The sequence below is a fragment of the Kineococcus glutinatus genome (assembly GCF_039542765.1).
Taxonomy (GTDB): Bacteria; Actinomycetota; Actinomycetes; order Actinomycetales; family Kineococcaceae; genus Kineococcus_A; species Kineococcus_A glutinatus.
This window is the reverse complement of sequence record NZ_BAABIL010000062.1, coordinates 1-13,868: the sequence shown is the minus strand read 5'-3', so window position 1 is coordinate 13,868 and position 13,868 is coordinate 1. Positions and strand designations below refer to the sequence as shown.

The following is a 13,868-nucleotide window of genomic DNA, read 5'->3' as shown; positions in this document are numbered from 1 at the left end:
TCGGAGACGGTGCGGGCGCAGCTCTCCGACCCGGGCACGGGGCACCTCCTGCAGGCGGCGGCGGCTACAGCGGTCCCAGTCTCGCACGTTGGTGGGACTCCCGGTACCGGGTACTTGGGCGCGCTGACCCGGACAGGGGACCGCGCTCCCCCGGCGGGCACCCGACGGGCGCGACGGGCCGGGCCGCGCGCCTGGGATGATGGCTGCCATGCCAGACGCACCGTCGCAGACCCCCAGCGCCCCGACCACCGTCCCCGGCGTCGCCGTGCCGGACAAGCCCACGGTCGACGGCCTGGAGGAGCGGTGGGTACCGCGCTGGGAGGACGAGGGCACCTACCGCTTCGACCGCGGCGCCGAGCGCGGCGACGTCTACTCCATCGACACCCCCCCGCCCACGGTCTCCGGCTCCCTGCACGTCGGGCACGTCTTCAGCTACACCCACACCGACGTCGTCGCCCGCTACCAGCGGATGCGCGGCAAGGTCGTCTTCTACCCGATGGGCTGGGACGACAACGGCCTGCCCACCGAGCGGCGGGTGCAGAACTTCTACGGGGTGCGCTGCGACCCCTCGCTGCCCTACGACCCCTCCTTCGAGCCGCCCGCCGCCCCGCCCAAGAGCGACCGGGACTTCGCGCAGGTCTCCCGGCGCAACTTCGTCGAGCTGTGCGAGCGGCTCACCGCCGAGGACGAGCGCGCCTTCGAGACGCTGTGGCGCCGCCTCGGGCTGTCGGTGGACTGGTCGCACACCTACACCACGATCGGCCCGGTCAGCCGCGCCACCGCCCAGCGCGCCTTCCTGCGCAACCTGGCCCGCGGCGAGGCGTACGCCGCGGAGGCGCCGACGCTGTGGGACACCACGTTCCGCACCGCCGTGGCGCAGGCGGAGCTGGAGGACCGCGAGCGCCCCGGCGCCTACCACCGCGTCGCCTTCGCGCGCACCGGCGGCGGCGAGCCCGTCTTCATCGAGACCACGCGCCCCGAACTCGTGCCGGCCGTCGTCGCCCTCGTGGCCCACCCCGACGACGAGCGCTACCAGCCGCTGTTCGGGCAGAGCGTGCGCTCGCCCCTGTTCGGCGTCGAGGTCCCCGTGGTCGCCCACCGCCTCGCCGACCCGGCCAAGGGCTCCGGCATCGCGATGATCTGCACCTTCGGCGACGTCACCGACGTCACCTGGTGGCGGGAGCTGCAGCTGCCCACCCGCGCGGTGCTCGGCTGGGACGGGCGCCTGCAGCGGGAGGTGCCGGCTTGGATCGCCGGCGGGCCCGGCGAGGGGCTGTGGGAGCAGCTGGCCGGCACCACGGTGCACACCGCGCGCGAGCGGATCGTGGCCGCCCTGCGCGGGTCCGGCGACCTGGTCGGCGAGCCGAAGCCCATCACGCACCCGGTGAAGTTCTACGAGAAGGGCGACAAGCCCCTGGAGATCGTCACCACCCGCCAGTGGTACCTGCGCAACGGCGGGCGCGACGGGGAGCTGCGCGAGGGCCTGCTGGAGCGGGGCCGGCAGCTGCAGTGGCACCCCGAGCACATGGCGCACCGCTACGAGCACTGGGTGTCCGGGCTCAACGGGGACTGGCTGATCTCCCGCCAGCGCTTCTTCGGCGTGCCCTTCCCCGTCTGGTACCCCCTGGACGCCGACGGCAACCCGCGCCACGACTCCCCGATCGTGCCGGACGAGGCGGCCCTGCCGGTCGACCCGGCCTCGGAGCCGGCCCCCGGGTTCACCGAGGACCAGCGCGGGGTCCCCGGCGGGTTCACCGCCGACCCGGACGTCATGGACACCTGGGCCACGTCGTCGCTGACCCCGCTCATCGCCGCCGGCTGGGAGCGCGACGAGGACCTGCTGCGGCGCGTCTACCCGATGGACCTGCGCCCGCAGGGGCAGGACATCATCCGCACCTGGCTGTTCTCCACGGTCGTGCGCTCGCACCTGGAGGACGGGGTGCTGCCGTGGCAGCACGCGGCGATCTCGGGGTGGATCCTCGACCCGGACCGCAAGAAGATGAGCAAGTCCAAGGGCAACGTCGTCACGCCGATGGCCCTGCTGGAGGAGTTCGGCTCCGACGCGGTGCGCTACTGGGCCACCACCGCGCGGCTGGGCACCGACGCCACGTTCGACACCGGCCAGATGAAGATCGGCCGCCGGCTGGCGATGAAGCTGCTCAACGCGTCCAAGTTCGTCCTGGGCCTCGGCGTGGCCCGCGGCGGTGACCTCGACGCCACCGCGGTGACCGAGGACCTGGACGTCAGCCTGCTCGCCAACCTCGCCGCGGTCGTGCGCACCGCGACGGAGGCGTTCGAGCGCTACGACCACGCCACCGCCCTGGACGTCACGGAGCGGTTCTTCTGGACGTTCTGCGACGACTGGGTCGAGCTCGTCAAGGACCGCGCCTACGGCGCCCGCGGGGACGCCGCCGCCGCCTCGGCGCGCACCGCCGCCGCGATCGCGCTGCGCACCGTGCTGCGGCTGCTCGCCCCCTTCCAGCCGTTCGCGGCGGAGGAGGTGTGGTCGTGGTGGCAGGAGGGCTCGGTGCACCGGGCCAGCTGGCCGGAGGTGGCCGAGCTCGGCGCGGCCGCCACCGCCGACGACGCGCTGGCGGTGCTCGGCGCGGCCGGGGCGGCGCTGTCGACGCTGCGGAAGGTGAAGAGCGAGGCGAAGGTCTCCCAGCGCACGGAGCTGGCGACCGCCGCGGTGAGCGGTCCGGCCGCCCTCGTGGACCCCGCGCGCCGCGCCGCGGCCGACGTCGCCGCGGCCGGACGGGTGCAGCACCTGGAGTGGGCCGTGGAGGACCCGGCCGGCGAGGCCGTGCTGCGCGCGCGGGCGGAGTTCGCCGCCGCGGAGGGTGCCGCGGGCTGAGGCCCCGCACGCGCGCGAGGGCCCCACAGCCGTGCGGCTGCGGGGCCCTCGCGCGTCAGGCGGGCCGGTCGTGGACCCGCCGGCTCAGCGCTCGATCTCGCCGCGGATGAAGGCCTCGAGCTTGGCGCGGCCCACCTCGTCGGCGCGCTGCTCCGGCGGGGACTTCATGAAGTACGCCGAGGCCGACAGCAGCGGGCCGCCGATACCGCGGTCCAGGCCGATCTTCGCGGCGCGCACCGCGTCGATGATGACGCCCGCGGAGTTCGGCGAGTCCCACACCTCGAGCTTGTACTCCAGGTTCAGCGGCACGCCGCCGAACGCCTCGCCCTCCAGGCGGACGTAGGCCCACTTGCGGTCGTCGAGCCACTGGACGTAGTCGCTGGGGCCGATGTGCACGTTGCGGGTGCCGAAGTCCGCCTCGACGTTGCTCGTGACGGCCTGCGTCTTGGAGACCTTCTTGGACTCCAGCCGGTCGCGCTCCAGCATGTTCTTGAAGTCCATGTTGCCGCCGACGTTGAGCTGGTACGTGCGCTTCAGCTCGATGCCGCGGTCCTCCAGCAGCTTGGCCAGCACCCGGTGGGTGATGGTCGCGCCGACCTGGGACTTGATGTCGTCACCGACGATCGGCAGCCCCGCGTCGGTGAACTTCTGCGCCCACTCCTCGGTGCTGGCGATGAAGACGGGCAGCGCGTTGACGAACGCCACGCCCGCGTCGATCGCGGCCTGCGCGTAGAAGCGCGCCGCGTCCTCGGAGCCGACGGGCAGATAGCAGACGAGGACGTCGGCGCGCGCCTCGCGCAGCGCCGCGACGACGTCGACCGGCTCGGCGGCCGACTCGGTGATGGTCTCGCGGTAGTAGCGGCCGAGGCCGTCGAGGGTCGGGCCGCGCTGCACGGTGACACCGGTGGCCGGCACGTCGCAGATCTTGACGGTGTTGTTCTCGCTGGCCCCGATGGCGTCGGCGAGGTCCGTACCGACCTTCTTGGCGTCCACGTCGAAGGCGGCGACGAACTCCACGTCGCCGACGTGGTACTCCCCGAACTTCACGTGCATGAGGCCCGGCACGGTGCTGTCCGGGTCGGCGTCGCGGTAGTAGTGGACCCCCTGGACGAGCGAGGCGGCGCAGTTGCCCACCCCGACGATCGCCACGCGCACTGCTGCCATGGAGAACTCCTGTCTGCGGTCCGGTACTCGCGTCCGGCGCTTCGATCACTGCTGGTCGGTGCTTCGGTCGTGCTGGTCGTGCTGGTCGTGCGCGCCCGGTGGCACCGCACGCCCCGGCGGGGCGGGCGGGCCGGTGGGCTAGGGGACGGGCGGGCTCTGCCGCTCCTGCTGGTGGTGGTGCTGGCGGCGGCCCTCGGCGCTGATGAGGCCGTCGATCCAGTCGACCTCCCGCCGCGCGGTCTCCACCTCGTGGCACTGGTACTCGTAGGCGTAGGCGTCCAGCTGCTCGCGGGTGTGGTCGATGGAGCGGCTGAGCTGCTCCACGCGTTCCTGCAGGCGGGCGCGGCGGCCCTCGAGGATGCGCAGCCGCGTCCGCGGATCGGTGCGGGTGAACAGGGCGAAGCGGACGCTGAAGGTGTCGTCGTCCCACGCCGAGGGCCCCGCCTGGTGCAGCAGCTCCCCGAGCCGCTCACGGCCGCCGTCGGTGATCTCGTAGACGACGCGGGCGCGGCGCCGGCCCGGGCCCGCACCGGCATCGGCCTCGACACCGACCTCGCGCACCCACCCCTCGGCCTGCAGGGTGCGCAGGCAGGGGTAGAGCGTGCCGTAGGAGAGCGCCCGGAAGATGCCGAGGCGCACGTCGAGCCGGCGGCGCACCTCGTAGCCGTGCAGCGGGCCGTCGTGCAGCAGGCCGAGGACGGCGAGCTGGAGGGAGTCCACGCGACGGCGCACCCACGGCCCCCTCCCCGGCGGTCCTCGCCTCGATGTCATGACGATGCATCGACTCGATGCATCGGGCAGACGGTAGCCGCTGCCCTGCCGGCACGCCAGCCGCCGCGCCGGTCGACGCGCCCCGGCTCGACCCACCGGGTCGGCCCACCGGGACACCACCGGCGAGATCACGCAGTTGGCCCCGGCCGACCGCCCCCGCCGGTACGGTCGGGTCATGTCCACCGCCGCCGACCGGCTGGAGCGCGAGCTCGCGGTCCTGCTGCGCCGAGCCCGCGCCATCTCGCGCGACGTCGCGCGGCAGGTCCACCCCGACCTGGAGCCGGAGGCCTACAGCCTGCTGGTCCGCCTCGACGACATCGGCAGCGCCCGCCCCTCCGACCTGGCCGCCTACTTCGGCATCGGCAAGCCGACGCTGAGCCGGCAGGTGCAGCTGCTCGAGCAGCTGGGGCTCGTCAGCCGGGCCGACGACCCCACCGACCGGCGCGCCGTCGTCCTGACGCTGTCCGAGCTCGGGCGCACGCAGGTGCACGCCGCCCGCGAGGCGCGCCGGCAGTCGCTGCGCACGCTGGTCGCCGACTGGCCGGAGGCGGACGTGGCACAGCTGGCGGACCTGCTGCACCGCCTCACCTCCACCCTCTGAGCCGGGCCGGGCCGCGCGGGCCGCGGCGACCTCCCCGCGGCCGCGCGATGAGTTGCCGGAAGCAACCAGCCATCGTTATGGTTGCTTCGGGAAAGTAAATGTCGCAGAGGTCGCCGCGGGCCCGTCGCCGCCCGCACGGGTGCCCGCGCCTCGACCGGAGGACCCCATGAGCCACACCGCCGCACCACCCGACGCCCAGCACGCCTCGCAACCCGCCCACCCCGCCGAACCCATGGCACACCGGCAGATCATGGAGGCCCTCTCCGGCCTGCTGCTGGGCATGTTCGTGGCGATCCTGTCCTCGACCGTCGTCTCCAACGCCCTGCCCGTCATCCTCGCCGACCTGGGCGGCGGCGAGTCCGGCTACACCTGGGTGGTCACCGCGGCCCTGCTGGCCACGACGATCTCCACGCCCGTCTGGGGCAAGCTCTCGGACCTCTTCTCCAAGAAGCTGCTCGTCCAGATCGCCCTGGTGCTCTTCGTCGCCGCCTCCGCCGTGGCCGGCCTGTCGAACAGCCTCGGCATGCTCATCGCCTGCCGCGTGGTGCAGGGCCTCGGCGCCGGCGGGCTCACCGCCCTCGCCCAGGTGATCATGGCCGCGATGATCGCCCCGCGCGAGCGCGGCCGCTACTCCGGCTACCTCGGCGCCACCTTCGCCCTCGCCACCGTCGGCGGCCCCCTCATCGGCGGCGTCCTCACCGAGCACCTGTCCTGGCACTGGTGCTTCTACGTCGGCGTGCCCTTCGCCGTCCTCGCCTTCTTCGTGCTGCAGAAGACGCTGCACCTGCCCGTCGTCAAGCGCCCCGTGCGGATCGACTACCTCGGCGCCACGCTCATCGCCGCCGGCGTCTCCGCCCTGCTGGTCTGGGTGTCGCTGGCCGGCCAGCAGTTCGACTGGTGGTCCTGGCAGACCGCCGCCATGGTCGCCGGCGGTGTCGTGCTGCTCGCGCTGGCCGCCGTCGTGGAGGGCCGGGTCGCCGAGCCGATCATCCCGCTGCGCCTCTTCCGCAGCACGACGACCACGCTGTCGGCCCTGGCCAGCCTGTTCGTCGGCATCGCCATGTTCGGCGCGACGATCTTCCTCAGCCAGTACTTCCAGCTCGCCCGCGGCGAGTCCCCGACGATGTCCGGCATCCTGACCCTGCCGATGATCCTCGGCCTCTTCCTCTCCTCCACGGTGGCGGGGCAGTCCATCACCCGCACCGGCCGCTGGAAGGGCTGGCTCGTGGCCGGCGGCACCTGCCTCACCGCCGGCCTGGCCCTGATGTCCACGGTCGAGTGGGACACCGACTACCTGGTCGTCGCGGTCTTCATGGCCCTCGTGGGCATCGGCGTCGGCGCCATGATGCAGAACCTCGTCCTCGCCGTGCAGAACGTCACCGCGCCGCAGGACCTCGGCACCGCCAGTTCGCTGGTGGCCTTCACCCGCACGCTCGGCGGCGCCATCGGCGTCTCGGCGCTCGGCGCGGTGCTCAGCCACCGGGTCAGCCACCACCTGTCGGGCAACCTGCAGGCCCTGGGCATCGACCCCGCGGTGGCCGGAGCCGACGGGGGCGGCACGAGCGTGCCCGACCTGGACGCCCTGCAGGAGCCTGTGCGCTCGGCGGTGCAGGCGGCGTTCGGCAGCGCCATCGGCGACATCTTCCTCGCCGCGGCGCCCTTCGGCCTGATCGCGCTCGCCATCAGCTTCTTCTTCAAGGAGGTCGCCCTGCGCTCGGCCACCACCGCGACCGACACCCGCACCACGCGGACCGACACCGGCCGCACCGACACCGGGCTGGCGGTCACCGGCCGGACCGACACCGGGCTGGCGGTCACCGGCGTGGTGCGCCACCACGACGGGCGGTCCATCGCCGACGCCGTCGTGACCCTCGCCGACGCCACCGGCGAGCAGGTGGCCCGCGGGCGCACCGACGCCGACGGGCGCTACGCGCTGCCCGCCCCCACCGGCGGGACGTACCTGCTCATCGTCGCGGCCCTGCACGTGCGGCCCTCGGCGACCCTGGTGGCCCTGGGCGCCGGCCCCCTGGCCCGTGACGTCGTCCTCTCCGGGGCGGCGTCGGTGACCGGCCGGGTGCTCACCCACGCCCCGCAGCACCGGGCCGCCGGCGCGACGAGCGGGGCCGATGCACCGGTGCGACCCGTCGAGGGCGCGCTCGTCACCCTCACCGACGTGCGCGGCGACGTCGTCGCGACCGCCCGCACCGACCACGAGGGCGCCTACGCCCTGCCCCAGCTCATGGGCGGCAGCTACGTCATCACCGCGCAGAGCGACCACCTGCACCCGGTCGCCCGCAACATCGACGTGGCCGACGACGCACACCTGCCCTGCGACCTGCGGCTGACCGGCGGCGGCCGGCTCGTGGGCCGGGTCAGCGCCGCGAGCGACGGGCACGCGGTGGCCGAGGCGTCCGTCACCCTCGTCGACACCGAGGGCACCGTCGTCGCCCGCGCCGTCACCGATCCCGACGGCGGCTACGCCTTCGAGAACCTCCCGGCCGGCACCTACACCCTCACCGCCGCCGGCTACGCGCCCGTCGCGACGACCGTGCGGGTCGACGAGGACGGCGTCGCCGCCACCCAGGTCGAGCTGGGGACGTCCCGGTGAGCTCCCCGCAGCGGCCCGCCACGGCCGTCGGTGCGCGCACCACCGCCCGCGGCACCGTCCTGAGCACCGAGGGATGGCCCCTGCCGGGGGCCACCGTGACGGTGCTGGGCCTGGACGGGCAGCAGCTCGGCCGGGCCGCCGCCGCCTCCGACGGCGCCTTCGCGGTCACGGGCCTGCCGCCCGGGCCGGTGACGGTGCTCGTCGCGGCCCCCGCCCACGAGCCGCACGTGCGCACCGTCGTCGTGCCGGCGCTCGGCGACGAGTGGCCGGTGGAGGGGGTGCGGCTGCGCCGGCAGGGTGCCGCCGAGACCCCCGCGGCGGGGCGCTGGACGATCGACACCGCCCACTCCTCGATCACCGCCACCGCGCACCACCTCGGGTTGTCCGCGGTGCACGGGCGGTTCACCGCGTTCACCGGCGCCATCACCGTGGCCGGGGACGTCACCCGCTCCGGCGTCGAGGTCAGCATCGACGCCGCCAGCATCGACACCGGCAACCGGGTGCGCGACGAGCACCTGCGCGCCGCCGACTTCCTCGACGTCGCCCAGCACCCGACGATCACGTACACCGGTTCCGGCGTGGAGCGCACCGCGGCCGGCACCTGGGTGCTGCGCGGCGAGCTGCGCCTGCTCGGCACCACCCGCCCGGTGGCGCTGGACATGACGTACACCGGCACGGGCACCGACCCGTGGGGTGGTACGCGCGCCGCCTTCTCGGCCACCACCCGGCTCGACCGCGACGACTTCCGGATGAACTGGAACCAGGCCGTCGAGGTGGGCGTCGCCGTCTTCGGCAGCACCCTGAAGGTCGCCGTCGACGTGGAGGCCGTGCGGGAGGCCTGAGCGGGGCGCACGAGGGCAGGCGCACGACGGCGGCCGCCGACCGGGAGCGATCCCGGCCGGCGGCCGCTTCGTCGTGCCGGTCCCGCCCGAGGGCCGCGCGGCTCGCGCGGCCCGGGTGGGCCCTCAGGCGGACTTCTCGCGCCGCTCGCGGGGCTTGCGCTGCGGGGCCTCCCGCGGCACGAGGGTGGGGTTGACGTTCTTCAGCACGACCTCGCGGGTCACCACGACGCGGGCGATGTCGTCGCGGGAGGGCACGTCGAACATCACCGGCAGCAGGACCTCCTCGAGGATCGCCCGCAGGCCGCGGGCCCCGGTGCCGCGCAGGATGCCCTGCTCGGCGACCGCCTCCAGCGCGTCGTCGGTGAACTCCAGCTCCACGCCGTCCAGCTCGAACATCCGCTGGTACTGCTTGACGAGGGCGTTGCGCGGCTCGGTGAGGATGCGCACCAGCGCCTCCTTGTCGAGCGGGTCGACGGTCGTGATGACGGGCAGGCGGCCGATGAACTCGGGGATGAGCCCGAACTTCATCAGGTCCTCGGGCATCACGTCGGAGAAGCTGGGGGCCTGCTCCCCCGCGGTGTGCAGCTGGGCGCCGAAGCCCAGGCCGCGCTTGCCCGCCCGGGCCTCGATCATCTTGTCCAGGCCCGCGAAGGCCCCACCGACGATGAACAGCACGTTCGTGGTGTCGATCTGGATGAACTCCTGGTGCGGGTGCTTGCGGCCGCCCTGCGGCGGGACGCTCGCGGTGGTGCCCTCCAGGATCTTCAGCAGCGCCTGCTGCACGCCCTCGCCCGAGACGTCCCGGGTGATCGACGGGTTCTCGGACTTGCGGGCGATCTTGTCGACCTCGTCGATGTAGATGATGCCCGTCTCGGCCTTCTTGACGTCGTAGTCGGCGGCCTGGATGAGCTTGAGCAGGATGTTCTCGACGTCCTCGCCGACGTAGCCGGCCTCGGTGAGGGCCGTGGCGTCGGCGATGGCGAACGGCACGTTGAGCATCCGCGCCAGCGTCTGCGCCAGGTAGGTCTTGCCGCAGCCGGTGGGGCCGATGAGGAGGATGTTCGACTTGGCGATCTCGACGGGCTCCTCGCGGCCCTTGGCCGGCTCGCCCACCTGGATGCGCTTGTAGTGGTTGTAGACGGCCACCGCCAGCGACCTCTTGGCCGCCGACTGGCCGATGACGTACTGGTCGAGGAACTCGAAGATCTCCCGGGGCTTGGGGAGCTCGACGAGGCCGAGGTCGTTGGCCTCGGCCAGCTCCTCCTCGATGATCTCGTTGCAGAGGTCGATGCACTCGTCGCAGATGTACACGCCGGGGCCGGCGATCAGCTTCTTGACCTGCTTCTGGCTCTTACCGCAGAAGGAGCACTTCAGCAGGTCGCCACCGTCTCCGATCCGTGCCACCGACGGAGTCCTTTCCTCGGTCTTCCTCGAGCGTCCGCCCGGGGGGCGGATGCGTCCACCCGGGCGTCGCAGGACCACCACAGCGCCTCCACGGTACCCGGCCGGGGAGGCGCTGCACCCACGAAGCCACCGCCTGGGTGCACGTGGTCGCGGCCCTCCTCGCCCGGTGCCCGCATCAACTACGAGGGGTCACTGACCGCTCGCCTGGAGTGACGCCTTGCGGCTGTGCAGCACCTCGTCGATCAGCCCGTACTCGACGGCCTCGCTCGCCGTGAGGAACTTGTCGCGCTCGATGTCGGCGCGCACCTGCTCCACGGTGCGCTTGGAGTGCGCCGCCAGGGTCTCCTCCAGCCACGTCCGCATGCGCAGGATCTCGTTGGCCTGGATCTCCAGGTCGCTGGCCTGCCCGTAGTCGCCACCGGCCATCGCCGGCTGGTGGATGAGGATGCGGGAGTTGGGCAGCGCGAACCGCTTGCCCGGCGCACCGGCACCCAGCAGCACCGCCGCCGCGGAGGCCGCCTGGCCCATGCAGTACGTCTGGATGTCCGGGCGGATGTACTGCATCGTGTCGTAGATCGCCGTGAGCGCCGTGAAGGAGCCGCCGGGCGAGTTGATGTACATGATGATGTCCCGCTCGGTGTCCTGGGACTCCAGGACGATGAGCTGGGCGATGATGTCGTCCGCGGAGGCGTCGTCCACCTGCACGCCGAGGAAGATGATCCGGTCCTCGAAGAGCTTGGTGTACGGGTCGCTGCGCTTCATCCCGTAGGACGTGCGCTCCTCGAACTGCGGCAGCACGTAGCGGGCGGACGGGGAGTGGAAGGTCATGGCACGGCTCTCCTGCGGCTGGGGGACGGCGGATGAGGAGCGGGAGTGGTCAGGCACCCGTGCCGCCGCCTCCCGAGACCTCGCTGGAGCGGCCCACCACGTGGTCGATGAGGCCGTACTGGCGGGCTTCCTCGGGGCTGAACCAGCGGTCGCGGTCGGAGTCGCGGGTGATGTTCTCCACCGGCTGGCCCGTGTGGTGCGCGATGAGCTCGGCGAGCTGGTTCTTCGTGTAGATGATCTGCTCGGCGAGGATCTTGATGTCGCTGGCGGTACCACCCAGGCCCCCCAGGGGCTGGTGCATCATGATCCGCGAGTGCGGCAGCGCCGAGCGCTTGCCCTTGGCGCCGGCGCAGAGCAGGAACTGCCCCATCGAGGCGGCCAGCCCCGTGGCGATCGTCGCCACGTCCGGCTTGATGAACTGCATCGTGTCGTAGATGGCCATGCCGGCCGTGACCGAGCCACCGGGCGAGTTGATGTAGAGGTAGATGTCCTTCTCGGGGTCCTCCGCGGCCAGCAGCAGCAGCTGGGCGCAGATGGCGTTGGCCATCTCGTCGCGGACCTCCGACGCCAGGAACACGATCCGCTGCTGCAGCAGGCGCTGGTAGACGTTGTCGTCCAGGCCGCTGTTCGGCGTCGGTGTGCGGGCGTAGGCAGGCGCCGCCAGTCCTGGCGTGATGATCCCGTCGCTCACGATCTCTCCCGGCCCTTCCTGCAGATCGAGTCCGCCCCGTCGTCGCGGGGCCGGCGGAGGTCTCCGCCGATCTCGATCGACCCTAACGTCCCGCCCGCGACCGGCACGGCGGCAGGGCCGCCGTTTCGCTGTGGGCGCACCCCGGGGCCCCTCGGTGAGGAGGGTGCCGCCGGGGTGCGCCCACGGCGTCGCCCGGGTGCTCAGGCCCGCTCGGCCGCCTGCTCGCCGTCGGTCACGACGCCGGGGGCGTCGGCCGGCAGCGGGTCCACCGTCTGCCCCTCGGCCTCGTCCGCCGCGGTGGCCTCGTCGCCGTCCTCGTCCTCGTCGGGGCCCCCGACGAGCTCCTCGAGGTCGATGACGTTGCCGGAGGCGTCCTTCACGGTGGCCTTCTCCATCGCCACCGCCAGCGCCTTGCGCCGGGCGACCTCGCCGACCATCGCCGGCACCTGACCGGCACCGTCCATCGCGCGGGCGAACTCGTTGGGGTCCATCCCGTACTGCTGCGCCTGGCCGAGGAGGTACTCCACGAGCTCCTCCTGCGCCACCTTGACCTCCTCGCGCTCGGCGAGCGCGTCCAGCAGGAGCTGGCTGCGCAGCGCCTGGCGCGCCTGCTCGGTGACCTCGGCGCGGTGCTCGTCGTCCTCCAGCCGGGACTCCTGCTCCAGGTGGCGGTGCACCTCGGCCTCGACGAGCGACTCCGGCACGGGCACCTCGGTGACCTCCAGCAGCCGGGCCAGGACGCGGTCGCGCGCCTGCAGGCCCTGGGAGAACTTCTTCTCCTGCACCACCTTGCCGGCGAGGTCGGTGCGCAGCTCCTCGAGGGTGTCGAACTCGCTGGCCAGCTGCGCGAACTCGTCGTCGGCCTCGGGCAGCACCCGCTCCTTGACGGAGTTCAGCGTGACCGTGATCTCGGCGTCCTGCCCGGCGCGGTCGCCGCCGGCCAGCGCGGCGGTGAACGTGCGGGTCTCGCCGGCGGAGGCACCGGTGAGCGCGTCGTCGAGCCCGGCGATCATGTTGCCGGCGCCGATCTGGTAGGAGATGCCCTTGGCGGTCTCGATCTCCTCGCCGTCGATCTCGGCGCGCAGGTCGATGGAGACGAAGTCGCCGCCCGCGGCGGCCCGGTCGACGCCGGTGAGGGTGCCGAAGCGCTCGCGCAGCGAGGTCAGGCGGGTCTCCACGTCGGCCTCGGACCCCTCGAGGTCGTCGACGGTCACCTCCAGCTCCTCCAGCACCGGCAGCTGCAGCTCGGGCCGGACGTCCACCTCGACGGTGAACTTCAGGTCCCCGCCCTGCACCGGGTCCGGGACCTCGGCCACGTCCACGGTGGGCTGGCCCAGCGGGCGCAGCTCCGACTCCTCCACCGCGCGCTGGTAGAAGCGGGGCAGCGCGTCGTTGACGGCCTCCTGCAGCACGGCGGCGCGGCCGTAGCGCTGGTCGATGACCCGCGGCGGCACCTTGCCCTTGCGGAAGCCGGGGATCTGCACCTGGCCCGCGATCGTCTTGTACGCCGCGTCGAGACTCGGCTTCAGCTCGTCGTAGCCGACCTGCACGGTCAGCTTCACCCGCGTGGGGTTGAGGGTCTCGAGGTCGCTCTTCACGGCGGAGGTCTCCTGGATTGCTCCACCCTGCGGCGGAGGTCGGTGGGCTTCGGCTGGGTGTCGCTGCGGCGCGGGCGGCTGACGCCGGGGCCGCGGTGCCCCAGCATGCTAGCCGCCGGCACCCGGCACAGCGGGCCCGGCGAGCGTCCACGCCGTCGGGGTACCCGGATTCGAACCGGGGGCCTTCCGCTCCCAAAGCGGACGCGCTACCAAGCTGCGCCATACCCCGTGGGCCCGGTGGGCGGGCGCCGCGGCAAGGCTAGCGCCGCGGACCGGCTAGGCTGTCCACCAGCACGCGGGTGTAGCTCAATGGTAGAGCCCCAGTCTTCCAAACTGGCTACGCGGGTTCGATTCCCGTCACCCGCTCCACACCACCGCCCGGTAAGCGCTGTCCCGCGGCGGCGGGCTCTGCCAAGCTCGGCCCGTGACATCCCCAGCCGCCCCGCTCCGCGTCGTCGTCGCCCCGGACAAGTTCAAGGGCTCCCTCACCGCCGCCGAGGTCGCCGC

The 13,868-nt window shown here is 73.1% G+C and carries 10 protein-coding genes and 2 tRNA genes; 5 read left to right on the top strand and 7 right to left on the bottom strand.

The annotated features are described in order from the left end of the window. The first annotated feature begins 208 nt into the window (after positions 1–208). Complete coding sequence (valS, locus tag ABEB16_RS03310; protein WP_345710848.1) at positions 209–2,854, top strand: valine--tRNA ligase; 2,646 nt, start codon at positions 209–211, stop codon at positions 2,852–2,854. An 84-nt stretch (positions 2,855–2,938) separates the two neighbouring features. Here valS and ABEB16_RS03305 read toward each other — a convergent pair whose 3' ends face one another. Both ABEB16_RS03305 and ABEB16_RS03300 read right to left on the bottom strand, forming a co-directional pair. Then, on the bottom strand, positions 2,939–4,018 hold the full coding sequence (locus ABEB16_RS03305) for an inositol-3-phosphate synthase (protein ID WP_345710847.1): 1,080 nt from the start codon (positions 4,016–4,018) through the stop codon (positions 2,939–2,941). A 138-nt stretch (positions 4,019–4,156) separates the two neighbouring features. Next, complete coding sequence (locus tag ABEB16_RS03300; RefSeq protein WP_345710846.1) at positions 4,157–4,738, bottom strand: PadR family transcriptional regulator; 582 nt, start codon at positions 4,736–4,738, stop codon at positions 4,157–4,159. Positions 4,739–4,964: 226 nt separating this feature from the next. On the opposite strand from ABEB16_RS03300, the gene ABEB16_RS03295 reads away from it, so the two are divergent. The 3 genes from ABEB16_RS03295 (at position 4,965) to ABEB16_RS03285 (ending at position 8,840) form a co-directional block, all read left to right on the top strand. Beyond that, positions 4,965–5,390 (top strand): MarR family winged helix-turn-helix transcriptional regulator, encoded by a 426-nt coding sequence (locus ABEB16_RS03295; RefSeq protein WP_345710845.1) that lies wholly within the window; start codon positions 4,965–4,967, stop codon positions 5,388–5,390. A 232-nt stretch (positions 5,391–5,622) separates the two neighbouring features. Then, on the top strand, positions 5,623–7,998 hold the full coding sequence (locus ABEB16_RS03290; protein WP_486335973.1) for an MFS transporter: 2,376 nt from the start codon (positions 5,623–5,625) through the stop codon (positions 7,996–7,998). Further along, positions 7,995–8,840 carry a YceI family protein gene (locus ABEB16_RS03285; protein ID WP_345710843.1) on the top strand — a complete coding sequence of 282 codons (846 nt, stop codon included), beginning with the start codon at positions 7,995–7,997 and terminating at the stop codon, positions 8,838–8,840. Before ABEB16_RS03290 ends, ABEB16_RS03285 begins: the two co-directional genes overlap by 4 nt. 123 nt (positions 8,841–8,963) lie before the next feature. Here ABEB16_RS03285 and clpX read toward each other — a convergent pair whose 3' ends face one another. From clpX to ABEB16_RS03260, 5 genes are all read right to left on the bottom strand, one after another. Beyond that, positions 8,964–10,244: an ATP-dependent Clp protease ATP-binding subunit ClpX gene (gene clpX, locus ABEB16_RS03280; RefSeq protein WP_345710842.1), complete on the bottom strand. Its 1,281-nt coding sequence runs from the start codon at positions 10,242–10,244 to the stop codon at positions 8,964–8,966. Between the two features lie 189 nt (positions 10,245–10,433). Further along, positions 10,434–11,072, bottom strand: a complete 639-nt coding sequence (locus ABEB16_RS03275) for an ATP-dependent Clp protease proteolytic subunit (protein ID WP_345710841.1) — start codon at positions 11,070–11,072, stop codon at positions 10,434–10,436. 49 nt (positions 11,073–11,121) lie between these two features. Further along, positions 11,122–11,736 (bottom strand): ATP-dependent Clp protease proteolytic subunit, encoded by a 615-nt coding sequence (locus ABEB16_RS03270; protein WP_345710861.1) that lies wholly within the window; start codon positions 11,734–11,736, stop codon positions 11,122–11,124. Positions 11,737–11,963: 227 nt separating this feature from the next. Beyond that, on the bottom strand, positions 11,964–13,361 hold the full coding sequence (gene tig / locus ABEB16_RS03265) for a trigger factor (RefSeq protein WP_345710840.1): 1,398 nt from the start codon (positions 13,359–13,361) through the stop codon (positions 11,964–11,966). A 155-nt stretch (positions 13,362–13,516) separates the two neighbouring features. Then, a tRNA-Pro gene (locus ABEB16_RS03260) sits at positions 13,517–13,590 on the bottom strand. Positions 13,591–13,656: 66 nt separating this feature from the next. Between ABEB16_RS03260 and ABEB16_RS03255 the strand changes: the two genes are divergently transcribed. Further along, positions 13,657–13,730: transfer RNA gene (locus ABEB16_RS03255), tRNA-Gly, on the top strand. Positions 13,731–13,868 lie beyond the last annotated feature (138 nt).